The organism is Oryzobacter telluris, assembly GCF_043099285.1.
Taxonomy (GTDB): Bacteria; Actinomycetota; Actinomycetes; order Actinomycetales; family Dermatophilaceae; genus Oryzobacter; species Oryzobacter telluris.
The window spans coordinates 2,334,398-2,357,831 of record NZ_CP170723.1; the positions used below are offsets into that span (position 1 = coordinate 2,334,398).

Consider the following 23,434-nt stretch of genomic DNA (forward strand, 5'->3'; position numbering starts at 1 on the left):
CCTTGGTCAGCGGGTGAGGACGGCCGGGCGGAGGTCGGACTCGGGGCAGGCCCAGGTGGTGGCGTCGGCGTCGACCTGCTCGCCGGAGCGAATGTCCTTGACCTGGTCGGCGCCGTCGTCACCGGCGCCGGGGAACCAGACGAACGGGATGCCGCGGCGGTCCGCGTAGCGGATCTGCTTGCCGAACTTCGCTGCGCTCGGCGCGACCTCGCACGGGATGCCGCGGCCGCGCAGCGCGGTGGCCACGCGGCTCGACGCCTCGCGCGTCTCCTCGTCGACGACGGCGACGAGCACCGCGGCCGGCGTCGATCGGGAAGCGGTGAGGCCCCGCTTGGACACGAGGAGGTGCACCAGCCGGGTGAGCCCGATGGAGATGCCGACCCCGGGGTACGTGGTGCGGCCGTCGGAGGCGAGGGCGTCGTAGCGCCCGCCGGAGCAGACCGAGCCCCACGACTCCGAACCCACGAGCTGGGTCTCGTAGACGGTGCCGGTGTAGTAGTCGAGGCCACGCGCGATCCTGAGGTCGGCGACGAGGACGCCGGGCGCCTGCTCGGCCCCGACGCGGATGACCTCGGCGAGGGCGGCGAGGCCCTCGTCGAGCACCGGGTGCGTCACGCCCAGGGCGCGCACGGCCTCGACGAACGAGGTGTCGTCGCTGCGGATGTCGGCCAGCGCGAGGGCGAGGCGGGCCTGCTCGTCCGTGGCCCCGGCCTCGACGAGCTGGGCGGCGACCTTCTCGGCCCCGATCTTGTCGAGCTTGTCGACGATGCGCAGGGTGCCGGGGACGTCGGTGAGGCCGATGCCGAGGTAGAACCCCTCGGGGATGCGGCGGTTGTTGACCTGGATCCGGAACTCCCCCACCGGAAGTCGGCGGAACGCCTCGGCGATGACGAGCGGCATCTCGGCCTCGAAGTGCGGGGCGAGCTCGCCGACGTCGACGACGTCGATGTCGGCCTGGGTGAACTCGCGGAAGCGTCCCTCCTGGGGCCGCTCCCCCCGCCACACCTTCTGGATCTGGTAGCGGCGGAACGGGAACGACAGCTTCCCGGCGTTCTCGAGGACGTAGCGCGCGAACGGCACGGTGAGGTCGAAGTGCAGGCCCAGGGCGGCATCACGGCCCCCGTCCTCGGCGGCCAGGCGCGAGACGCCGTAGATCTCCTTGTCGGTGTCGCCGCCCTTGCCCACGAGGCGCTCCACCGGCTCGACGGCGCGCGTCTCGAGCGGGGCGAAGCCGTGCAGCTCGAACACCTCGCGGATGACGTCGATGACGTGCAGCTCGAAGAGGCGCTCGGCAGGGAGGAGCTCGGGGAACCCCGAGATCGGGGTCACCTTCTCGACAGGAGGGGTCACGCGGTCAATCCTCGCAGGTACGGGTTGGTGGCCCGCTCCCGGCGCATCGTCGTGGCCGGGCCGTGGCCGGTGAGGACGAGGGTGGAGTCGGGCAGCGGGAGGACGACGTCGCGCAGCGACCGCTGCATCGCCGCGTCGCTGCCACCGGCCAGGTCGGTGCGCCCGATGGAGCCCGCGAACAGGACGTCGCCGCTCACCATCGTGCGGTCGAGCCCCTCGTCGGCGGGCAGCCCGTCGGGGACGGAGGGCAGGCCGAACATCACCGAGCCCTCGGTGTGGCCGGGCGCGTGCAGCACCTCGACCTCGAGGCCGGCCAGGGTGAGCACCTCGCGGTCGGTGACCTCCACGACCCGCTCCGGCTCGCGCCAGCTGGCCTTGCGGCCGAACTGGGCCTCCATCATCGCCAGCGTGCCGGGGTCGATCGTCGCGATGGGGTCGCCGAGGCGGTAGCGGTCGTCGGCGTGGATGTAGGCCGCGGTGTCGCCGCCGCACACCGGCGTCACCGAGTAGACGTGGTCGAGGTGGCCGTGGGTGAGCAGGACCGCGGCGGGCCGGAGGCGGTGCTCGGCCAGCACCTCGCGCAGGGTGTCCTCGACCCCGATGCCCGGGTCGACGACGAGGCACTCCTCCCCCGGGCCGGTCGCGAGGACGTAGCAGTTGGTCGCGAAGGCAGCGGCAGGGAAGGCGACGGCGAGCACGCGCCGAGCGTAGCCCGAGCACGCCTGCCTAGACTGACCGGCGTCACGGCCCAGGAGGAGGACCACGGGTGACCAAGGAACAGGAGCGCGCCCGAGCACGGCGCCGCTACCAGAAGGTGCAGAGGCGCAACGCGCAGCGGGCGCTCGAGCGCGCCCGCAGGATGCGGGTGGTCGCCGTCGTGGGCACCGTGCTCGTCGTCGTGGGCGGGCTCGCCTTCCTGGGCTTCCGCTTCGGCGCCGGCGGTGGCTCGGCCACGCCCAGCGCCTCCACGGCCGCGACGACCGCCGCCGGGTGCCAGCCCCCGCCCAGCTCGCTCGGCACCGGTGCCGAGCTCGAGCTCCCCGACAGGAAGACCGCCGAGGGCAAGACCTTCGTCGCCACCCTCAGCACCAACTGCGGCGACATCGAGATGACCCTCGACGGCGCCAAGGCTCCCCAGGCGGTCGCCGCGTTCCTCGAGCTGGCCCGCCAGAACTACTGGCAGTCCTCGCCCTGCCACCGCCTCACCGCCTCCGAGGCCCTCAAGGTCCTCCAGTGCGGTGACCCCACGGGCACCGGCTCGGGCGACCCCGGCTTCGGCTACGGGGTCGAGAACGCCCCCAAGGACGGGCTCTACCCGCGGGGCACCGTCGCGATGGCCCGCACGCAGGACACCGAGAAGGGCACGGGCGGCCAGTTCTTCCTCGTCTACGGCGACTCGACCCTCCCGGACCCCGTCGGGTACACCGTGGTCGGCACGGTCACCTCGGGGTTGGATATTGTCGACCGGATCGCCGCCGCGGGCATCGCCCCCGGCGGGTCCAGTCCCACTGACGGCGCCCCTGCCGCACCGATCAGCATCCTCACGGTTGCTGTCACCGAGAAGAAGGCCTGACCGTGTCAGACGACAAGCCCACGCCCCGCCCGACGATCCCCTCGCCGGCCGCCATCGCCGCGCGGGTCCACGCCCGCCCGGCGGCCGCGCCGGCGACGGTGAGCCACTCGGAGTCGGCCCGCTTCGGTCGGGTCGACGACGAGGGGCACGTGTTCGTCACGGTCGAGGGCGAGGAGCGCGAGGTGGGCTCCTACCCCGGAGCCACCCCCGAGGAGGCCCTGCAGTACTTCGCCCGCAAGTTCGACGAGCTCGCGGCCTCCGCCGAGCTCCTCGAGGCCCGCCTGGCCAACCCGGACGTCTCCGCCAAGGAGGTCGCCGACGGCCTGTCGACCCTCAAGGAGCACCTCGCCGAGGCGCACGTCGTGGGCGACCTCGCGGCCCTGAACACCACCGTCGAGCGGGTCGAGGCCGGGCTGGAGGCCAAGCGCAGCCACGAGGCCGAGCACCGCGCCGCCGCCCGCGCCGAGGCCACCGAGGCGCGCGAGGCCATCGTCGCCGAGGCCGAGACCATCGCCGGGCAGCCGCCTGGCTCCACCCAGTGGAAGACGAGCGGCGAGCGGATGCGCGCCCTCCTCGACGAGTGGAAGCAGCACCAGCGCTCGGGTGCCAAGCTCGACAAGACCACCGAGTCGGCGCTGTGGACCCGGTTCAGCCACGCCCGCAACACCTTCGACAAGGGCCGCCGCGCCTGGTTCGCCGACCTCGAGTCGACCCGCGCCGACGCGAAGTCCGCCAAGGAGGACCTCGTCCGCGAGGCCGAGGCCCTGTCGACGAGCACCGACTGGACCCCCACCGCCCGCGCCTACAAGCAGCTGATGGACCGCTGGCGCGCCGCCGGCCGGGCCGCCCGCTCCGACGACGACGCCCTGTGGGAGCGGTTCCGCGCCGCCCAGGACGCCTTCTTCACCGCCAAGGACGAGATCGCCGCCGCCGAGGACGAGGAGTTCCGCGCGAACCTCGTCGTCAAGGAGGAGCTCCTCACCGAGGCCGAGGCCATCCTCCCCGTCACCGACCTCGAGGCCGCCAAGGCCGCCCTGCGCTCGGTGCAGGACCGCTGGGAGCAGGCCGGCAAGGTGCCCCGTGGCGACCTCGAGCGGGTCGAGAAGCGGATGCGCCGCGTCGAGGCCGCCGTGCGCGAGGCCGAGGACACCAAGTGGCAGAAGAGCAACCCCGAGGTCGCCGCCCGCGCCCAGTCGATGGTCGACCAGCTCGAGGCGTCCGTCGCGTCGCTGCAGGCCGAGGTCGCCGCGGCGGAGGCCAAGAGTGACGCGAAGAAGGCCGAGGCCGCCCGCGGCCGGCTCGAGGCGCAGCAGGTCTGGCTCGACCAGGCCCGCGCCGGCCTCGACGAGTTCGGCGGCTGACCACCGGCCGGGTCAGTCGGTGCGCTTGGTGCCGGTGACCCGGTGGGCGTCGAAGACGCCGTCGATGCGCTGCACTGCGCGCACCACGTGCCCGAGGTGACCCGGGTCGCCCATCTCGAAGGTGAAGTGCAGCTTGGCGACCCGGTCGCGGGAGGTCGTGACCGCCGCCGACAGGATGTTCACGCCGTGGTCGGAGATGACCCGCGTGACGTCGGACAGCAGGCGCGAGCGGTCGAGGGCCTCGACCTGCAGCTGGACGAGGAACAGGCTGCCCGACGTGGGCGCCCACTCGACCTCGATGATCTTCTCCGGCTGCGAGAGGAGCGAGTCGGCGTTGGAGCAGTCGCGCCGGTGCACCGACACCCCGTTGCCGCGCGTGACGAAGCCGAGGATGTCGTCGCCGGGCACCGGCGTGCAGCAGCGGGCCAGCTTGACCCACACGTCCGCCATCCCCTTGACGACGACGCCGGGGTCACCGGAGCGGCGTGAGGGCTGGCGGGTGGCGATGGGGTTGGCGGCCTCGGCGATGTCCTCGCTGGCGCCGTCCTCGCCGCCCACCGACGCGACGAGCCGCGACACGACGTGCTGCGCCGAGACGTGGCCCTCGCCGATGGAGGCGTAGAGCGCGTCGATGCCGCTGAGCCGCAGCTCCTCGGCCACGCCGGTGAGGGACTCGACCGAGGTCATCCGCTGCATCGGCAGGCCCTGCTTGCGCATGACCTTGGCGAGGGAGTCCTTGCCGGCCTCGACCATCTCCTCGCGGCGTTCCTTGGTGAACCAGTGCCGGATCTTGTTCTTCGCCCGCGCGGAGCGCACGAAGGACAGCCAGTCGCGCGACGGCCCGGCCGAGTCGGCCTTGGAGGTGAGCACCTCGACGACGTCGCCGTTGTCGAGCCGGCTCTCCAGCGGCACGAGCCGGCCGTTGACCCGCGCGCCGATGCAGTGGTGCCCCACCTCGGTGTGCACGGCGTAGGCGAAGTCGACCGGGGTTGACCCCGCCGGCAGCCCGACGAGCTGCCCCTTCGGGGTGAAGACGTAGACCTCGCTGGCGGTGATCTCGAAGCGCAGCGACTCGAGGAACTCGCCCGGGTCCGAGGTCTCCTTCTGCCAGTCGAGGAGCTGGCGAAGCCAGGCCATGTCGTTGACCGGCCCGCTCTGCCCGTCGCGCGCCTGGACTCCCCCGGCGGGAGCACCCTTGGTGCGCGGGTCCTCCTTGTACTTCCAGTGTGCGGCCACGCCGTACTCGGCCCGGCGGTGCATCGTGTGGGTGCGGATCTGGATCTCGACCGGCTTGCCGCTGGGCCCGATGACCGTCGTGTGCAGCGACTGGTACATGTTGAACTTCGGCATCGCGATGTAGTCCTTGAACCGCCCCGGCACCGGGTTCCAACGCGCGTGCAGCGCCCCCAGCGCGGCGTAGCAGTCGCGGACGGTCTCGACGAGGACGCGCACGGCGACGAGGTCGTAGATCTGCTCGAAGTCGCGGCCCCCCACGATCATCTTCTGGTACACGGAGTAGTAGTGCTTCGGGCGGCCGGTGACGGTGGCCTTGATCTTCGCCGAGCGCAGGTCGGTGTCGACCTCCTTGCGCACCTCACCCAGGTACTCCTCGCGGGCCGGGGCGCGCTCGGCCACGAGCCGGACGATCTCGTCGTAGACCTTGGGGTACAGGGCCTGGAACGACAGGTCCTCGAGCTCCCACTTGATGGTGTTCATGCCGAGGCGGTGGGCCAGCGGCGCGTAGATCTCGAGGGTCTCCTTGGCCTTGCGCTGCGCGCTCTCCTGCGAGACGTAGCGCCAGGTGCGGGCGTTGTGCAGCCGGTCGGCGAGCTTGATGACGAGGACGCGGATGTCGCGCGCCATCGCCACGACCATCTTGCGCACGGTCTCGGCCTGGGCGGCCTGGCCGTAGTTGACCTTGTCGAGCTTGGTGACGCCGTCGACGAGCATCGCGATCTCGTCGCCGAAGTCGCGGCGCAGCGCCTCCAGGCTGTAGGTGGTGTCCTCGACGGTGTCGTGGAGCAGCGCGGCCGCCAGCGTCGTGGGGGTCATGCCCAGCTCGGCGAGGATCGTGGTGACCGCCAGCGGATGGGTGATGTAGTCGTCGCCGGAACGGCGCTTCTGCCCCTCGTGGGCCCGCTCGGCCACGGCGTAGGCACGCTCGATGACGGTGACGTCGGCCTTGGGGTGGGTGCCGCGCACGACCTGGAGCAACGGCTCGAGGACGGGGTTCTCGGCGACCTTGGTGCGCCCGACGAGGGCGAGGGCGGCGCGGGCGCGCGCCCGCGACGACACACCGGGAGCAGGTGTCCCGGGGTGGGCCGTCGTGGTGTCCTCCGCCATGGCGGGAGTCTAGTGCGCGCTCAGTCGACGACGAGGAGCGAGCCCACGGTGCGGCCCGCCAGCGCCGCGCGGCCGCCGAGGAATCCGAGCTCGACGACGCACTCGAACGCCACGACCTCGGCCCCCACGCGCTCGAGCAGGTCCCAGGCCGCGACGGCGGTGCCGCCGGTCGCGAGGACGTCGTCGACGAGCAGGACCCGCTCGCCGCCCACGAGCGCGTCGGCGTGGACCTCGATTTCCGCCGAGCCGTACTCGAGGTCGTACGACACCGAGACCGTCTCGCCCGGCAGCTTGCCGGCCTTGCGGACCGGGACGAAGCCCACGCCCATCGCGTGCGCCAGCGCGGCCCCGACGACGAAGCCGCGGGCCTCGACGCCGGCCACGAGGTCGACCTCGCCGCGGTGCCGGGAGGCCAGGGCCTCGATGACGACCGCGAAGGCGTGCGGGTCGGCGAGCAGCGGCGTGACGTCCTTGAAGACGACCCCCGCCCGGGGGAAGTCCGGGACGTCGCGCAGGCTCGCCGCGACGACCCCGGCGACCGTGTCGGCGTCGGGACGACCGGCCCCGGGCGTCGGAGCGGGCACCGGGGTCAGCGCTTGGACTTCGGGGGGCGGCGCGGCTGGTTGCGCGGGCCGGACTGGGCGTACTTGTGCACCGCGCGGCCGGTGATGGTCGAGGAGTCGCCCTCCTCGGCTGCGGGACCGCCACCCACGGTGACCGGCACGTCGTCGCGCTCGGTGCCGGGCGTGGTCGCCGCCTCGGCCGCGGCGGCGTCCTTCGCCTTGCGGTTGAGGTGGCGCTCGGCCCGCTTCTCCAGGTCGACGACCTTGGGGTCGCTGCGCCGGAGCGAGACGAGCATCGGCGTCGCGATGAAGATCGAGGAGTACGCGCCGATGATGATGCCGACGAACAGCACGAGCGAGAGGTCGAGGAGCACGCCCGGGCCGAGGAACAGTGCGCCGACGACGAGGACCGCCGCGATGGGCAGCACGCCGATGACCGTGGTGTTGATCGAGCGGACCATCGTCTGGTTGACCGCGAGGTTGGCCGCCTGGGCGAAGCTCATCCGGCCGTTGGCGAAGGCCTCGGTGGTGTTCTCGCGCACCTTGTCGAACACGACGACGGTGTCGTAGAGGCTGTAGCCGAGGACGGTGAGGAAGCCGATCATCGTCGCCGGCGACACCTCGAAGCCGGTGAGGGCGTAGATGCCGACGGTGATGACCATGTCGTGCACGGTCGCGATGAGCGCGGCCGCCGCCATCCGCCAGTTGCGGAAGTAGATGCTCAGGGTGAGCGCCACCGCCGCGACGAAGATCAGCAGCGCGCGCAGCGCCTGCTGGCTGACCGAGGCGCCCCACGACGGGCCGATGAAGGTGCCGCTGACGTTCTGCTCGGACACCTTGAAAGCGGTCGCGAGGGACTGGCGGACGTCCTGGCTGTCGGTCTCCGACAGGCGCTCGGTCTGCACGCGCACGGTGTTGTTGCCGACGAGCGTGACGTTGATGCCGCGCTGGTCCTCTGCCGCGCCGACCGCGTCACGGGCGACCTGCTCGTAGTTGGCCGGCGTCGCGGTCGCCGACACGCGGAACTCGGACCCGCCGCGGAACTCCAGGCCGAGGTTGAGGCCCTGGACCACCAGGCCGAGGACGGCGATCGCGAGCAGGAGCCCGGAGGCGATGTAGAAGCGGCGGCGGCGGGCCACGACGGGGACCGAGCGCGCACCGGTGTAGAGGTCGTTGCCCAGGGCGGCGAAGCTCAGCTTCATGCCGCACCTCCCTTCCCGGCAGTGGCGGGTTCAGCGGTGGAGGCGGTGACGCCGGGTGCCGAGGTGAAGCGGCCACGGCCGACGTACCGGGTGGTCTGCGGCACCCCGAGGCGGCGCGGGTCGAGACCCGACCAGGGGTGGCCCTCGCGGAAGAACCGCAGGCGGGCGAGCAGGGTCAGCAGCGGGTGCGTGAACCAGAAGACGATGAGCAGGTCGATGAGCGTGGTGAGGCCGAGGGTGAAGGCGAAGCCGCGCACGCTCGAGCTGGCCAGCACGTACAGGACGATCGCGGCGAGGAAGTTGACGCCGTCGGCGATGAGGATGGTGCGCTTGGCGCGGTCCCAGCCCGTCTGCACGGCCGACTCGAGGGAGCGGCCGTCACGCAGCTCGTCCCTGACCCGTTCGAAGTAGACGATGAACGAGTCGGCGGTGAAGCCGATCGACACGATGACACCCGTGACGCCCGCCATGTCGAGGCGGTAGTTGTGCGACCACCCCAGGATGGTCAGCGTCAGGTAGGTGAGCAGGCCGGCGACGACGATCGAGGCGACGGTGACCAGGCCCAGGGTGCGGTACTGGAACATCGAGTACACGACGACGAGCGCCAGGCCGATGATCCCGGCGATGAGGCCGTAGCGCAGCTGCTCGCTGCCCAGGGTGGGGCTGATGTCGATGCTCGTCTGCTCGACGAACGACAACGGCAGCGCACCGAACTTCAGCTGGTCGGACAGGCCGCGGGCCTCGGCGAGGGTGAACCCACCGGTGATGCTCGCGCGGCCGTCGAGGATGGCCTCGTTGAACCGCGGCGCGACGATGACGCGCGAGTCGAGGGTGGCGGCGAGCTGGTTCTGCGGCTCGGGCAGGCTGACCATCTCGCGGCTGATGTCGGCGTACTGCTTGGCGCCCTCGCCGTTGAGCGACAGGCCGATCTCGACCTCGCTGGTGAGGGCACCCTGCTGGTTGGTGCGGTACCCGGCGGTGGCGTCGCTGATCTTGTCACCGGAGACGGCGACCGGGCCGAGGATGTACTTGGCCGTGCCGTCGTCCTGGCAGGTGACCAGCGGCTTCTTCGGGTCGTCCTGGATGGCGTCGAGCGCGTTCTGGTCGGCGCAGTCGAGCGCCTCGAACTGCTGGGTGACCTCGGGGGTGACCCAGGCGAGGTCGGTGGGCCGGGTCGGCGTGGTGCCGGTCCCGCCGGTGGCGGACGGGCTCGGGGTGGCCGAGGGGCTCGGCGACGGGCTGGCCGTGCCGGAGGGGGTCGGCGTCGTGGCGAGGGCGTGCGGGACCGCGCTGTTGCTCGTGGGCGACGCGCTGCTCGCGACGGTCGGGGTCGCCGACGGGGTGGCGCTGCCGGACGGGCTCGGGCTGGCCGAGCCGGTGGCGCTCGGGCTGGCGGTCGGCAGCGGCTGCGGCGACCCGGCGGCGACGGCCAGCACGGGGCGGAACTGCAGCTGCGAGGAGCGGCTGATCGCGTCGCGGACCTCCTGGGTGGGGATCTCCGGGATGCTCACGACGATGTTGCGGTCGCCCTGGGTGGTCACCTCCGCACCGGAGACGCCGCCCGCGTCGACGCGCTGGACGATGATGTTGCGCGCCTCGTTGAGCTGCTGGGCCGAGATCTGCTGCCCGGCCGAGGTCTTCGGCTCGAGGATGATCTGGGTGCCGCCCTCGAGGTCGAGGCCGAGCTTGGGGTTGAGCGTCCCGTCGGACCAGATGTTGGCGCCGGTGAGGAGCCCGCCCAGGCCGATGCACAGGGCGAGGATCGCGAGCAGGCCGCGGCGGGCGACGACCTTGGGTGCGGTGGCGGCCATGGTCAGGCCACCTCGGTGGCGCGCATGCCGATGGCGCGGCGGTCCCACCGCAGCTGGACGCCGTTGCCGGCGTCGAGGGTCGCGGTGGAGTCGTCGAGGGCGACGATGGTGGCGTAGAGGCCCGACGTGGTGACGATCTCCTCCCCCACGGTCAGCGAGGCCTGCATGGCCTGGATCTGCTGGGCGCGCCGCCGCTGGCTGAACATCATGAAGATGAGGAGCAGGAACGGGAGCGCCAGGATGAGCAGGTAGCCGAGGCCGGAGCCGCTGCCGGAGAACATGGGTGAGATCGGTCCTTCGAGTCAGGATGCCCGCGATCGGCAGGCAGTGGTTCGGCCCGGACGAGCCGGGCCGAGTGTGCAGTCTAGGCGAGCCCTTGCGACGTGACCAACGAAGCGTGCACGTGCGGCGTGCCCGGTCACTCGGTGAACCGGCGGCTCCCGGAGAGGTCGTCGGGCTCGACGTCGCCGTTCCCCAGCGGCAGGGCGTCCTGGAGCGGGGCGCTGCGCGGCGGCTCGAGGCCGAGGTGCCGCCAGGCGCGCGGTGCGGCGGCGCGTCCTCGGGGGGTGCGCACGATGAAGCCCTCGCGCACGAGGTAGGGCTCGGCCACGGTCTCCACGGTGTCGGACTCCTCGCCCACGGCGACGGCGAGCGTGGACAGGCCGACCGGTCCCCCACCGAAGCGCCGGCACAGGGCCTCGAGCACGGCACGGTCGAGCCGGTCGAGCCCGGCGTCGTCGACGTCGAACAGGGCGAGCGCGGCCAGCGAGGCCCGGTGGTCGACGTGGCCGTCGCCGTGGACCTGCGCCCAGTCGCGCACCCGGCGCAGCAGGCGGTTGGCGATGCGGGGCGTCCCCCGCGACCGGCCGGCGATCTCGGAGATGCCCGGCTCGTCCGCCTCGACGCCGAGCAGGCCGGCGGAGCGGTGCAGGATCGTGACGAGGTCGTCGACCTCGTAGTAGTCGAGGTGGCCGGTGAAGCCGAACCGGTCGCGCAACGGGGCCGGCAGCAGCCCGGCCCGCGTCGTGGCGCCGACGACGGTGAACGGCGGGAGCTCGAGCGGGATGGCCGTGGCACCGGGTCCCTTGCCGACGATGACGTCGACCCGGAAGTCCTCCATGGCGAGGTAGAGCATCTCCTCGGCCGAGCGGCTCATCCGGTGGATCTCGTCGAGGAAGAGCACCTCGCCCTCGTCGAGGGAGGACAGGACCGCGGCGAGGTCGCCCGCGTGCTGGATGGCCGGCCCGCTCGTGACCCGGATGGGGCGCTCGAGCTCGGCGGCGACGATCATCGCGAGGGTCGTCTTGCCCAGTCCCGGCGGGCCGGAGAGCAGGACGTGGTCGGGCGGGCTGCCACGTCGCCGGGCCGCCTCGAGCACGAGGCCCAGCTGGTCGCGCACGCGCGGCTGGCCCGGGAACTCGGCGAGCCGGCGCGGGCGCAGGGCGACCTCGACGACGCGGTCGTCGTCGCTGCTGGCGGCGTCGACGACCCGGGCCGTGGCCTCGAACGAGCCGTCGTCCTCCCGCGGCTGCGACTCGTGCACCTCGCTCCCCCAGCCCTTGGCGGCGCTCACGGCCGCAGCTCGCGCAGGGCCAGGCGGAGGAGGGCGGCGATCTCGGCGTCGGCGGGGGCGTGCTCGGCCACCCGCTCGACGGCGTCACCGGCCTGCTTGGCCGACCAGCCCAGGCCGACGAGGGCCTCGGCGACCTGGCCCCGCCAGGGCTCCTGGCCGGGCCGGGCCACGGGTGCACCGGCCGGGGCGACACCGCCGCCGCGCACGGCACCGACCTTGTCCTTGAGCTCGAGGACGAGGCGCTGGGCCGACTTGGCGCCGATGCCGGGGATGGTGGTGAGCGCCTTGGCGTCGCCGGACGACAGGGCGGCGGCCAGCTGGTCGGGGCCCATGACGCTGAGCATCGCCAGGGCGAGGCGCGGACCGACCCCGGAGACGGTCTGGACCGTCTCGAACATGTCGCGGTCGGCGGGGCCGGCGAAGCCGTAGAGGGTGAGGGAGTCCTCACGGACGACGAGGCTCGTGGACAGGCTCGCCTCGCTGCCCCGGTGGCACGACGACGCCGTGGCGGGCGTGGTGTGCACGAGCATCCCGACCCCGCCGACCTCGACGACGACGTGGTCGAGCCCGACGTGGGTGACGGGGCCGCGCAGCGAGGCGATCACGCGCGGGCCTCCTTGGCCAGGGCCTCGAGCCGGGTCATCTGGGCGCCGCGCCACGCGTGGCAGATGGCCAGCGCGAGGGCGTCGGCGGCATCCGCCGGCTTCGGCGCGACCTCGAGGCCGAGGATGCGCGTGACCATCGCGGTGACCTGCGCCTTGTCGGCCCGTCCCGAGCCGGTGACTGCGGCCTTGACCTCGGTGGGCGTGTGGAAGACGACGGGGATCCCCCTCTTGGTGGCGGTGAGGAGCGCGACGGCGGTGGCGTGGGCGGTGCTCATGACGTTGGTGACGTTGGAGTCGGCGAAGACCCGCTCGACCGCGACGACGTCGGGGGTGTAGCGCGCCAGCCACGAGTCGACCTCGCGCTCGAGGAAGACCAGTCGCTCCCCCGGGTCGCCGTCGCTCGGGGTGCGGACCACGCCGACCGCCACCATCCGGGCCCGGCCGAGGCGCCCGTCGACGACGCCGAGGCCGCACCGGGTGAGGCCGGGGTCGACACCGAGCACGCGCACGAGCAGCCTTCCGTCGGGGCACGCCCGGCTTGCCGGGCGTTAGAACACCTGTTCGGAGGCAACGCTACACATCCGACGCCGACGACCCGCGGAGCAACACGCGGACGCGCCGCCCCTCGGGGCGTCCCTCTCGCACCGCCATCCGCGCAGATCATCGCCATCCGGTGGGCTCTGGTCCATCCCGCGGGCTCTGGTCCATCCCGCGGGCTCTGGTCCACCCGGTCGGCTCTGGTCCACCTGCCGGGATGGCGTCGGAATCGCACCGCCATCCGGGCAGATCATCGCCATCCGACCGGGTGGACCAGAGCCCGGCGGTTCGGGGAGGCGGTCAGGAGCGGGCCGCGGGCACGGCGGTCAGGGGCGGGCGAGGAGGAGGTAGCGCTCGTCGGTGATCTCGCGGCCCCACAGGGCCGGGTCGGGGAGGTGACGAACCTCGACCTGCGAGCACACCTCGCCGACGATCTCGGCGCAGCGATCTGCCGTCAGCCCCGCCCCGGTCGACCAGTTCCCCTCGACGAGGACGAGCCGCCCGCCCGGGCGCAGGGCCGCGACCCAGCGCCGGACGACCTCGACCGGATCGGGCAGCGCCCACAGGACGTGGCGGCACAGGACGACGTCGACCGACCCCGGCGCCAGGCCGGGGTCCGCGGCGTCGCCGAGCCTTACCGTGGCCCGCGACCCCGCCAGCTTCTCGGTGGCGAGGGCGACCATGGCCGGGGAGAAGTCGAGCCCGTCGACGGCGTACCCGTCCTCGGCGAGGAGGAGGGCGAGCGTGCCGGTCCCGCAGCCCAGGTCGACCACGTCGGCCGGCGCGGGCGGGAGCACCCCGCCCAGCAGGTCACGCCACGCGGCCCGGACCTCGGGGTCACGCAGCCCGTGGTCGGGCGCCTCGTCGAAGGCGGGGGCTTCGGAGTTCCACAGGGCGACAGCGGCGGAAGTCATCCGTCGAGCCCAGGTCAGTCCTCGTCCTCGAGCTGGGCGAGGACGTCGTCCGGGATGTCGCCGTTGGCGAAGACGTCCTGGACGTCGTCGCTGTCCTCGAGGGCCTCGATGACGCGGATCATCTTCTTCGCGCCGTCGAGGTCGAGCGGGACCTGGAGGTTGGGGACCCACGACGCCTCGGCGGAGTCGTAGTCGACGCCGGCCTGCTGGAGGGCGGTGCGCACGGCCACGAAGTCGGTGGCCTCGGACACGATCTCCCAGGTGTCCCCGTTGTCGTTGACCTCCTCGGCGCCGACGTCGAGGACGATCTCGAGCAGGTCGTCCTCGGACTTCTCGGACTTGGGCACGATGACGACGCCCTTGCGGTCGAAGACGTACGACACCGACCCGGGGTCGGCCAGCGCGCCGCCGTTGCGCGACAGGGCGGTCCGCACCTCGGCGGCCGCGCGGTTGCGGTTGTCGGTGAGGCACTCGATGAGGACCGCGACACCCCCGGGGGCATACCCCTCGTACGTGATGGTCTCCCAGTCGGACCCGCCGGCCGTGGCACCCGACCCGCGCTTGACCGCGTTGTCGATGTTGTTGTTGGGGACCGAGGACTTCTTCGCCTTCTGGATGGCGTCGTAGAGGGTGGGGTTGCCCGTGGGGTCACCGCCGCCGGTGCGGGCGGCGACCTCGATGTTCTTGATGAGCTTGGCGAAGAGCTTGCCGCGCTTGGCGTCGATCGCCGCCTTCTTGTGCTTGGTGGTCGCCCACTTGGAGTGGCCGCTCATGGGTGCTCCCTCTGCTCACGTCGTCCGGTCCGGGTCCGGCCGACCATCCTAGATGCGGCCGGTCGCGGCCTCGTCCTCGACACCACACCGGGGTGCGCCGACGCCGTCACGAGGTCGCTCACCGACGGCGTCGGACGAGGTCGACGAAGTAGGCGTGGAACCGGTGGTCACCCGTCACCTCCGGGTGGAAGGACGTGACGAGCAGGTTCCCCTGTCGCGCGGCGACGATCCTCCCGGCGGCCGGTCCGTGCTCGACCCGCGCCAGCACCTGGACGGCCTCGCCCGCGTCCTCCACCCAGGGGGCGCGGATGAAGACGGCGCGCACGGGCTGCCCGCCGAGCTCGCGGATGTGGAGGTCCTCCTCGAAGGAGTCGACCTGTCGCCCGAAGGCGTTGCGCCGCACGGTGATGTCGACCCCGCCGAGGGTCTCCTGGTCGGGGCGACCGTCGGCGATCCGGTCGGCGAGCAGGATCATCCCGGCGCACGAGCCGTAGACGGGCATCCCCCCGGCGATCCGCTCGCGCAGCGGTCCCTGCAGGCCGAAGGCCCGGATGAGCTTGTCGATGGTCGTCGACTCCCCACCGGGCAGGACGAGGGCGTCGATCTCCGCGACCTCGCTGGGGCGGCGGACGGTGCAGGTCCGGGCCCCCGCGGCCTCGAGGGCGACGAGGTGCTCACGCACGTCGCCCTGCACGGCGAGGACTCCGACGAGGGGCTGTTCGGTCACGGCGCGCAACGATACGGCGCGGGGTGAGGGACCGCTCAGGTGGCCACGCCGTCGCGGCCGGCGGCCTTGACCCGGTAGAGCGCGCGGTCGGCGGCGTCGCGCAGGTCGTCGAGGGCGCTGATCTTGCCGACGGCCAGGCCGATGCTCACGGTGACCGACAGGCCGGGGGCGAGGTCGTCCCAGTGGTCGCCGCGGATGCCGCGCGCCAGGCTCCGGCACCGGCGGGTCGCGGCGGGCAGGTCGTCGGTGTCGAGCAGGAGGATGAACTCGTCCCCGCCCCAGCGGACGACGAGGTCGGTCTCACGCACGACGGTCCGCAGCGCGTTCGCCACCCGGACGAGCACCTCGTCGCCGACGTCGTGCCCGAAGGTGTCGTTGACGCCCTTGAAGTGGTCGACGTCGACGAGGACGAGCGCCATCTCGGGGTCGCGGCCCAGGCCGCGGACCCGGTCGGTCAGGGCGTCGACGTGCCCGGCCAGGCCGCGCCGGTTGGCGACACCGGTGAGGGCGTCCAGCTCGGCCTCGACACGAAGCCGCGCGTGCTCGGAGAGCATCTGCTCCTCGCGGATCAGGGAGGCCATCGCCTCGACGCCCGCCACGCGCGCCTCGTGGCGGCGCAGGGCGAGCTCGCGGGCCACGCGAAGGCCGGCGGTCTCGAAGCCCAGCTGCACGGACTCCAGCTCGGCGTCGCGGGTCAGGGCCAGCAGGTACAGCTCCGGGTAGCGGACGCGGTCCCACGCGTCGAGGGCCTCGGCGAGGAACCGTCGGGCCTCCCCGGCGTCGGGCTCGACGAAGGAGCGGGCCAGGGCCACGTAGGTCGCGAAGTCGGTGCCCTCGCCGTCGGCCATCTCGCGGGACAGGCCCGTCTCGGGCGGGGCGATCGCGTCGACGAGGTTCTCGAAGATGTGGACGTCGATCCGCCAGCTCTCGGGGATCTGCTCGATGGGGACGTGCTGGGCCGCGAACCGGGCGCGGTCGCCGAACTCGACGAGCTCCGCCGCGGGGCCGGACTGGCGCAGGACGCACAGGCGGCGCAGGTGGATCTCGGCCCGGTTGTAGAGCAGCGTGCCCATCCGCTCGAGGTCGTGCTCGTCGGTCTCCCACTGGGCGGCCGCCTCGGAGGTGTGCTCCAGCGCGAGGTCCCACATGTCGCGGTCGAGGTAGGCGGTGGCGCACTCGACGTGGGCCGACCCGAGCATCTTGTGCCCCTGCGGCGCGTCCCGCAGCAGGACCGTGGCGCGGGCGAGGTCGCGGTCGACGTCGAGGCGGGCCCGATCCCCCCACATCACGGCAGTGGCGCCCTGGCCCAGCGCCAGCGCCTCGAAGACGATGTCGCCCGAGGCCCGCGCCCGCTCGAGCAGGGCGGCGTGGCGCGCGGGCGCCTCGTCGGGGTCGTTCTCGCTGGCGAGGAGGCGGACGTAGTCGGTGACCAGGAGGACGTCCACCCACCCGTGGTCCATGGCGCGCGCCTGCAGGTCGGTGATGACGCCGGGGTCGTAGTCCGGCGTCTGCGAGATGCGGATCTGCGAACGGGCCAGCTCGAACGCCCCGTGGTGCTCGACGGTGTGCGCGCGCGAGCCCCGCTGCGTCCTGGTGGCGGCCCCCGAGCTCATGTGACGAGTGTGCGGAGGCGTCGCACAGCCGTCCCGGAGTTCGCGAACAACCACACGAACGGCTGATGCCACGCGTCGTTCGGTCGTCGGGCCGGTCACCTGCACGAAAGCGCTTCCAGAGCCGGTGCCCGTCGAACCCGGCCTGGGCCCGCCCCGTCCCTAGACTGCGTCGGGTGCGCCCCGACCCCGCGACCGTGCGCCCCCGGGAGGCCGCCGACGTCCCCGCACTGGCCCGCCTCCTCGGCGAGCAGCAGGCCCTGACCGGCTACCCGGTGCGCTGGCCGCTGCCGTTCCCGGCCGAGGAGTTCGTGGTCCGTGGCAGCGAGGTCGCCGCGTGGGTCGCGGTCGACGGCGCGGACGTCGTCGGCCACGTCTCCCTCCTCGACCTCGCCCCGGGCTGGGACACCGACGCCTGGGTCGCCGCCACCGGGCTGCCCCCCGGCGCGATGGCGGCGGTCGGCGTCCTCTTCGTCGACCCGGCGTGCACCGGTCGGGGCGTGGGAAGCACCCTGCTCGCCGCGGCCGTCGGGCACGCCCGGGAGCTCGGACGCACCCCCGTCCTCGACGTCGTGCAGGAGACGCCCCGGGCGGTCGAGCTGTACCGGCGGCACGGGTGGCAGGTGGTCGGCGCGGCCGGCCTGGCTCCCGGCCGACCGCCTCCCCCTCCTCCTCATGGCGCTGCCCGGCTGAGCCGTCGCCGCGGACGACGGCGCCCGTGCCGCCGGCGGGTGGTTGCCGGCGGCACGGGCACCGCGCCCGGGCTCCTCAGTGCGTGAGGGTGGTTCGTGGGCCCATGCGCCCGGTCACCACACCCACACGTCGTCGAGCCACAGGGTGGCACCGGGCGGCAGGGTCGCCGGTGCCTTCGCCGTGAGCACCAGGCGGGACGCGCCCACAGGAACGGCGAGCGTCCCGCTGATCTTGCTCACGGCGCCGTCGATCTTGCTGACCGAGGCGTCGATCTTGCTCACGGACGCGTCGATCTTGCTGACCACGACGTCGACAGAGTCGATCTTGCTGACGACCTTCCCCGCGCTGTCGAGGAACGTCGCCGACAGGCCGGGCGTGCCACCCGCCGCCGAGAGCGCCAGCGAGTACGTGCTCCCCGCAGCGACCTCCAGCGGACCGGTCGCCCAGCTGCCCGGGGTCAGGCCTCCCGCAAGGCCGACGGCGTCGGTCCCATCGGTGGCGTAGGCGCCGGAGGTGTCGTAGGTCGTGCCGCCCGACGCGGTCCAGCCGTCGGGGGCCGTCCCGGAGGCCGACGCCTCGTACGAGCCGTTCTCGACCCGGTTGCCCCGGATCGTCACCGTGCGGGTGAGGGTGTTGTCGGTCTCGCTCGTCTCGGCGACGACGTTGCGCGGGTCGACCACGGCCCTGAGCGCGCGGTCGCCCTTGACGCCCTTGGTGTCCCACACCTTCGTCACCGTGGCCGTGGCACCGGCCGCGAGGGCGACGGGAGCGGTGGTCCCGAGCGACGTCGTGCCGTCGAAGAGCTCGACCACGACACCGGAGGCCGCGGCGGCACCGGTGTTGGACACCGTCACCGACACCGTCGTCTGCTTGCGCTCGGGCTGGGCGGCCGTCACCGTGGTCGGCCGCAGGTTCGGCGCGGCGGCCGGTCGGCCGTCGCCCTGCGGGTTCACCGTGAAGTAGAAGACCTGGCCGGCCCCGACGAGCTTGGGCGCCGAGGTGTTGGCCGCGGTCTGCGGCACGCCCCGGGCCGCGAGCGCGGCGTTGCGGGCGGCGTACTCGGAGTGGAGGTAGTCGCCCTTGCGGAACAGGTCGCCCGCCTGGGTGCGCCACTGCTTCATCCGGGCGAAGTCCGCGGCCCACGCCGTCGAGGGCGTGGTGCGACCGGCGGCCGCCTCGTCCGAGAGCCGCTCGCGCAGCGCGTCCTGCGCCCCGATGAGGTACTCGGCCGCGTGGCCACGCTGGAGGTTGTCCTGGTCCTCGACCTCGTAGGGGCGGTACGACATCGCGTAGGTCGTCGGGGCCGCGGAGATGTCGTACATCCAGCCCAGGCCGTTCCAGTAGCACTCCCACTTGCCGGCCTTGGGGTGGTCGGCCGGGCAGCGGTCGACGCCGTAGGAGCCGTCGTGCGGGTGGCTGAGGCCGAGGTTGTGCGCGGCCTCGTGCTCGATGGTGTAGCTGAAGCCGCCACCGCTGTCCTGGGTCGGGAGGGAGGCGTCGGTGATCGAGCGCTTCGAGCCGGGGGCGTCGCCGGGCTGGACGCCCGGGTAGTGCGACGCACTGGACTTGAAGCGGTCGTTGACGTTGTTCATGACGCCCCAGGCCTCGCCGTCCTCGGTTCCGACGGCGATGCCGCCGACGATGCCGGGAAGCGCCCAGGTGAGCGTCTTCTCGAACACGACGTTGATGGCGGGGATGGTGTTGACGCCCTCGACGTGGTCGGCGATGCCGTCCGGGTGCGCGTCGATGAAGTCGCGGAACGACTCGTGCGAGACCGCGCCGTCGTAGCCCGGGCCGAGGCCCGACCCGGTGGCCTTGGCCTTCTCCAGGGCCTCCTGGACCGCGGTGAGGTCAACCGTCTTGTCGCCGTAGTGGGCGTGGTCGTGGTGGCCGTCGCTCAGGGGCTCGGGCACGATCTTCGTGTCGTCCTTGGTCACCACGTGGTGCGAGGGCGCCGGGAGGTCCTCGTACTTCGGCGAGGTGTCGAGCTGCTCCCCCGTCGGCTGGTTGTTCGTCGGGTCGTAGAGCGGGATCGTCTCGTTCTTGCGACCGACCCAGCGGGCGTACGGGGTGGCCGAGGACAGCCAGCGCAGGGTGTCGTCCTGCTGGCGGCCTCCGGAGGCGTCGCCGATCTTGTACAGCTTGTCCATGTCGGTCCACCACGTGCCGTAGTAGGGCGCGTTGGTCAGCTGCCCGTTGACCCACTGGGGCCGCGAGTAGAAGTCGGTCCAGTTCGACACCGCCAGCCAGTAGGTGTCACCGCGCGGGATCGGGCGGTAGAGGTAGCCGGCGGTCGAGCGGAAGAACAGGCCGTACGCGACGTCGCGGGCGAGGCGCGGCATCAGGCGGCACGGGGTGGTGTTGTCGTAGGGCAGCGTCATGCCGGCGATCGGGGTGCCGTCGGTGGCGCAGCGGTCACCCGGCTGCTTCCACAGCGGGTCGGTCGCGTACTGCCACACGGGCGGGTCGCCGTGCGGGTAGTCGCTCGACATGCCCAGGCCCTTGCCGGCCCACGTCGCCGACTCGTAGTCGTTCGGGGCCGCGCCGAGGTCGACGAAGTGGAAGCGGTAGCGCCCACCCCAGGTGCGGGCGTAGTCGACGCCGTCCCAGTCGCCGGTGTCCGGGTCGGTGATCCGCCAGGAGCCGCCGTCCTCGACCGCCTTGGGGACGATGCCCCCGTTGATCACCTTGTCGGTCCCGTACGTGTGGTACGCGTTCGGGCGGAAGTAGTCCTTGGCGTAGTCGGGCGTGAAGGTGTCGAGGAAGAGGAACGAGGAGCCCTGGTTGGGGCCCTGCGGCATCCGGTCGAGGTCGAGGCCCTTGGAGTCGTAGTAGGGGTCGTGGTACGCGCCCTTGTCGGGGTTGATGACCGACGGGTTGGCGCACGCCCCGGTCTCGAGGTTGGTGAAGGCGCACTCCCACGCGGTGTCGTAGCGCGAGCTGAAGATCCAGTCCTCGACCGCGTAGGCGTCGACGAGGTCGGTCTTCGTCGGGTCGGTCACCTTGAACGAGGCGTCACCCCCCTTGGCGAGGACGCGGTGGTTGCCGTGCGTCGCGTCGTAGCGGACCTGGTTGGCCGTCCGGGTGCTGCCGGCGCCCGCGTGGTAGGTCTGCCCCTGCGCGGTGGCGTCCTCGGCGACCTGGAACAGCGCCTTGGCGTACGCGTCGGAGGCGGCGAGCACGTTGATCTTGTAGTTGTAGGTGATCCCCTCGAAGTAGGGGTCGCCGTCGACGTGGTCCTTGTTCCAGTTGAGCAGCCCGGCCGCCGCCTGGGTGGTCTCCCCCGAGGCGGTCGTCTTCGTCGCGACGGTGGGCTTGTACGTGCCGGGCGTCCAGGCCTTGAGCTCGGCGACCTCGGCGGCGCTCGGGCGCCGGCCCACGAAGACGACGTTGAGCGGGTAGTCGACGACGAGCTCGTCCTCGACGGCCTTGCGCGTCTCGGGGTACTTCATCCCGGTGGGCACGGTGGTGCCGGTGAGGGTCGCGGTGCCGGTGTAGCTCGACGCGACCGTCGTGTACGGCACGACCCGCACCGTGTACCGACCCGGCGCGAGGGTGCCGAGGTCGACCGACTCGCTCGTCGTCGCCCCCGCGGCGCTGGAGTCGACCTGGTGCCCGGACGCGTCGTCGACGTAGAGGTCGTAGTCGTCGGAGGACGACGCCCAGCTGATCGCGACCTCGACCCCGCCGTCGTGGCCGTCCCAGTAGCCGTCCGGGATGTCGAGCTGGAGCGTGTGGGTGTCGCACGTCGTCGCCGTGCAGCTCTCGGGCGCGGCCACGACCCCGGAGTACGGGCCCCCGGTCCAGGTGACGCTGCTCGTGCCGTCGTCCTCGGGGCTGAGCGTGGTGGCGGTGGGTGTCGACGCCGCGGCGCCACCGACGGCGAAGCCGCCGAGCACGACGGCGAGCGAGGAGAGGGCGACGGCCCTCGTGGTGATGGAACGCATGGGGATTCCTCCACTCCGGGGCGCGCGGGGTGTGCGCGTCAGGGATAAGGAAACGCTGAGCGAACCCCCCAACGGACCTGTAGGAACTACCTATATCCCCGTCACGCGACCCTAGGGTCGTCCCCGTGACCGCCCCGACGACCGCCGTGCAGCGCCCCTCGCAGCGCGCCGCGGTGCGCCGCAGGGTCTCCTCGCGGTCGGCCCTGGCCTCCTTCGCCGACGTCGTCTCCCCCTCGCTGCGGCCCATCCTGCGCACCGCCGAGGCCATGGGCCTGCGCGGGGACACCCGGGCGGCGCTGGACCTCCTCGTCAGCACCGCCTCCGGGCTCGCGGCCGGTGCGCCGGACGACGACCGCGTCGCCATCGGCGAGCTCGCCGTCGTCGTCAGCGCGTGGGGCAGCGAGCTCATCGACGCGCACCCCTTCCTCGAGGACCTCGCGGCCCGGGTGCGCTCGTCGGACGCCCGCGGCGCCCTGCTGTTCACCCGCGGCCGGGCGGGGACGGCGGCCGAGACCCCGGACATCCTCATGCGGGCCCTGGCCGAGTTCCGTCTCGCCGGCGACCTGCGCGGCCAGGCCGTCACCCTCGGCGAGCTGTGCTGGCCGCGCGAGGACGGCCTGAGCGGCGACTACCGCGTCACCGTCGGGCGCGAGGGCCTGGCCCTGGCCCGGCAGACGGGCGACCCGTGGGCCATCGCGTTCTGCGCCGGACGGCTCGCCGGGTGCGAGACCTACCTCGACCGCCCGAGCGCCCTGGAGCACTGGGCCCAGGCGGCGCAGGTCCTCCCGTCGAGCCCCGACGCCGTGACGGCGGAGATCGCCAGCCTCAACCAGTTCAACTGGGCCCACACCGCGTACGGCCACGGCGACTACGCGCTGGCCGGGCGCGTGGCCCGCGAGGGCAAGCTGCTCTCCCACGGCGCCACCTGGCAGCGGAAGTTCGCCGCGGTGGAGGCCCTCGTGCACTGGCGCACCGGCGACCACGACGCGGCGGCCGCCGGGGCCCGCGCCGCCCGCGCCGGGCGCGCGCAGATGGCGACCGGGATGGCGGGCATCGTCCTCGGGGCCGTGGCCCTGGAGCGCGAGGGGCGCCCGGACCCCAAGGTGCTCGAGGACTCCCTCGGCCACATCGAGTTCGACGAGCAGATGCTGTGGCTCGCCTACGCGGTCCGGGCCTCGATGCGGGTGGCGCGCCACGAGCCGTTCCCCCTGCGCGAGGTCCGACCCGCCCTCGACCAGGCTGCCCGGATGGGGGTCCGGTTCGGCTGGGAGGACCTCGCCCTCGTCATCGCGCTCGAGGACCCGGACGAGGCGCGCGACGTGCTGGAGACGATGGCGCCCCTCTGGCCGGCGAACCCCCGCGGGACCGCCATCCGCATCGCCGTCGAGGGCCTGGTGCGCGGGACCGAGGGGCACGAGCTCGTCCTCGAGGCGGCCGAACGGTTCGAGGGGCTTCCCGAGCCGGTGACCGCGGGGCGTCTGCTCCATGCCGCCGCCGGGCTCGCGCCGGACGCGACCACGGGAAACCGGCTGCGGCGCAGGGCGATCGACATCTTCCAGCTCCACGGGGCCGACCGGTCGCTGGCGGCCGTGCTGCGCGACCGGTCGCTCCACCGCGGGCACGACCTCCCCGCCGTCCCGGCGAGCCAGCGGCTGGTGTCCACCGCCGGGCTCACCGCGCGGGAGCGCGAGGTCGCCATGCTCGCCGCCCAGGGCCTCACCGCCCAGGAGATCGCCGAGCAGCTGCACATCTCCCTCGGCACCGCCCGCAACCACGTCCTGCGCGTGCGCGAGAAGTTCGGTGGGGTCCCGAAGCGCAAGCTCGCCCAGCTGCTCGCCGACGGCGCCTGACG

General features: G+C 73.0%; 19 protein-coding genes. 4 read left to right on the forward strand and 15 right to left on the reverse strand.

From position 1 onward, the window contains the following. Nucleotides 1-6: 6 nt before the first annotated feature. Together hisS and ACFLFB_RS10760 are read right to left on the reverse strand one after the other, a co-directional pair. Nucleotides 7-1,350: a histidine--tRNA ligase gene (gene hisS / locus ACFLFB_RS10755; RefSeq protein WP_392542169.1), complete on the reverse strand. Its 1,344-nt coding sequence runs from the start codon at nucleotides 1,348-1,350 to the stop codon at nucleotides 7-9. Next, nucleotides 1,347-2,048: an MBL fold metallo-hydrolase gene (locus ACFLFB_RS10760; protein WP_392542170.1), complete on the reverse strand. Its 702-nt coding sequence runs from the start codon at nucleotides 2,046-2,048 to the stop codon at nucleotides 1,347-1,349. Before ACFLFB_RS10760 ends, hisS begins: the two co-directional genes overlap by 4 nt. Before the next feature lie 68 nt (nucleotides 2,049-2,116). Here ACFLFB_RS10760 and ACFLFB_RS10765 point away from each other — a divergent pair, with 68 nt between their 5' ends. Both ACFLFB_RS10765 and ACFLFB_RS10770 read left to right on the forward strand, forming a co-directional pair. Next, nucleotides 2,117-2,923, forward strand: coding sequence for a peptidylprolyl isomerase (locus ACFLFB_RS10765; protein ID WP_392542171.1), 807 nt, complete (start codon nucleotides 2,117-2,119; stop codon nucleotides 2,921-2,923). Nucleotides 2,924-2,925: 2 nt separating this feature from the next. Next, the gene (locus ACFLFB_RS10770) at nucleotides 2,926-4,284 is read left to right on the forward strand and encodes a DUF349 domain-containing protein (RefSeq protein WP_392542172.1); all 1,359 of its coding nucleotides are present in this window, start codon (nucleotides 2,926-2,928) and stop codon (nucleotides 4,282-4,284) included. Between the two features lie 12 nt (nucleotides 4,285-4,296). On the opposite strand, the gene ACFLFB_RS10775 is transcribed toward ACFLFB_RS10770, so the two are convergent. The 12 genes from ACFLFB_RS10775 to ACFLFB_RS10830 form a co-directional block, all read right to left on the reverse strand. Continuing rightward, nucleotides 4,297-6,627, reverse strand: a complete 2,331-nt coding sequence (locus ACFLFB_RS10775; RefSeq protein ID WP_392542173.1) for a RelA/SpoT family protein — start codon at nucleotides 6,625-6,627, stop codon at nucleotides 4,297-4,299. Nucleotides 6,628-6,647: 20 nt separating this feature from the next. Further along, complete coding sequence (locus tag ACFLFB_RS10780; RefSeq protein WP_392542174.1) at nucleotides 6,648-7,211, reverse strand: adenine phosphoribosyltransferase; 564 nt, start codon at nucleotides 7,209-7,211, stop codon at nucleotides 6,648-6,650. A gap of 5 nt (nucleotides 7,212-7,216) precedes the next feature. After that, entirely contained in the window at nucleotides 7,217-8,392 is a 1,176-nt protein-coding gene (gene secF / locus ACFLFB_RS10785; RefSeq protein ID WP_392542175.1) for a protein translocase subunit SecF, read from the reverse strand. Next, nucleotides 8,389-10,203, reverse strand: coding sequence for a protein translocase subunit SecD (secD, locus tag ACFLFB_RS10790; protein WP_392542176.1), 1,815 nt, complete (start codon nucleotides 10,201-10,203; stop codon nucleotides 8,389-8,391). Before secD ends, secF begins: the two co-directional genes overlap by 4 nt. Before the next feature lie 2 nt (nucleotides 10,204-10,205). Further along, nucleotides 10,206-10,484 carry a preprotein translocase subunit YajC gene (gene yajC / locus ACFLFB_RS10795; protein ID WP_392542177.1) on the reverse strand — a complete coding sequence of 93 codons (279 nt, stop codon included), beginning with the start codon at nucleotides 10,482-10,484 and terminating at the stop codon, nucleotides 10,206-10,208. A gap of 137 nt (nucleotides 10,485-10,621) precedes the next feature. After that, entirely contained in the window at nucleotides 10,622-11,776 is a 1,155-nt protein-coding gene (gene ruvB, locus ACFLFB_RS10800) for a Holliday junction branch migration DNA helicase RuvB (protein ID WP_392542178.1), read from the reverse strand. Next, complete coding sequence (gene ruvA, locus ACFLFB_RS10805) at nucleotides 11,773-12,381, reverse strand: Holliday junction branch migration protein RuvA (protein WP_392542179.1); 609 nt, start codon at nucleotides 12,379-12,381, stop codon at nucleotides 11,773-11,775. Before ruvA ends, ruvB begins: the two co-directional genes overlap by 4 nt. Continuing rightward, nucleotides 12,378-12,890 carry a crossover junction endodeoxyribonuclease RuvC gene (gene ruvC / locus ACFLFB_RS10810; RefSeq protein WP_392542180.1) on the reverse strand — a complete coding sequence of 171 codons (513 nt, stop codon included), beginning with the start codon at nucleotides 12,888-12,890 and terminating at the stop codon, nucleotides 12,378-12,380. Before ruvC ends, ruvA begins: the two co-directional genes overlap by 4 nt. Nucleotides 12,891-13,244: 354 nt before the next feature. Beyond that, a complete protein-coding gene (locus ACFLFB_RS10815; protein ID WP_392542181.1) occupies nucleotides 13,245-13,832 on the reverse strand; it encodes a class I SAM-dependent methyltransferase in 588 nt (195 codons plus the stop codon). Nucleotides 13,833-13,846: 14 nt separating this feature from the next. Beyond that, the gene (locus ACFLFB_RS10820) at nucleotides 13,847-14,605 is read right to left on the reverse strand and encodes a YebC/PmpR family DNA-binding transcriptional regulator (protein WP_392542182.1); all 759 of its coding nucleotides are present in this window, start codon (nucleotides 14,603-14,605) and stop codon (nucleotides 13,847-13,849) included. 118 nt (nucleotides 14,606-14,723) lie between these two features. Beyond that, a complete protein-coding gene (gene pdxT, locus ACFLFB_RS10825; protein WP_392542183.1) occupies nucleotides 14,724-15,341 on the reverse strand; it encodes a pyridoxal 5'-phosphate synthase glutaminase subunit PdxT in 618 nt (205 codons plus the stop codon). A gap of 26 nt (nucleotides 15,342-15,367) precedes the next feature. After that, entirely contained in the window at nucleotides 15,368-16,945 is a 1,578-nt protein-coding gene (locus tag ACFLFB_RS10830) for a GGDEF domain-containing protein (RefSeq protein WP_392542184.1), read from the reverse strand. A 173-nt stretch (nucleotides 16,946-17,118) separates the two neighbouring features. On the opposite strand from ACFLFB_RS10830, the gene ACFLFB_RS10835 reads away from it, so the two are divergent. Further along, entirely contained in the window at nucleotides 17,119-17,721 is a 603-nt protein-coding gene (locus tag ACFLFB_RS10835) for a GNAT family N-acetyltransferase (protein ID WP_392542185.1), read from the forward strand. 27 nt (nucleotides 17,722-17,748) lie between these two features. On the opposite strand, the gene ACFLFB_RS10840 is transcribed toward ACFLFB_RS10835, so the two are convergent. After that, nucleotides 17,749-21,582 carry a CARDB domain-containing protein gene (locus ACFLFB_RS10840; protein WP_392542186.1) on the reverse strand — a complete coding sequence of 1,278 codons (3,834 nt, stop codon included), beginning with the start codon at nucleotides 21,580-21,582 and terminating at the stop codon, nucleotides 17,749-17,751. 125 nt (nucleotides 21,583-21,707) lie between these two features. Between ACFLFB_RS10840 and ACFLFB_RS10845 the strand changes: the two genes are divergently transcribed. Then, nucleotides 21,708-23,432, forward strand: coding sequence for a LuxR C-terminal-related transcriptional regulator (locus ACFLFB_RS10845; protein ID WP_392542187.1), 1,725 nt, complete (start codon nucleotides 21,708-21,710; stop codon nucleotides 23,430-23,432). Nucleotides 23,433-23,434: the final 2 nt, after the last annotated feature.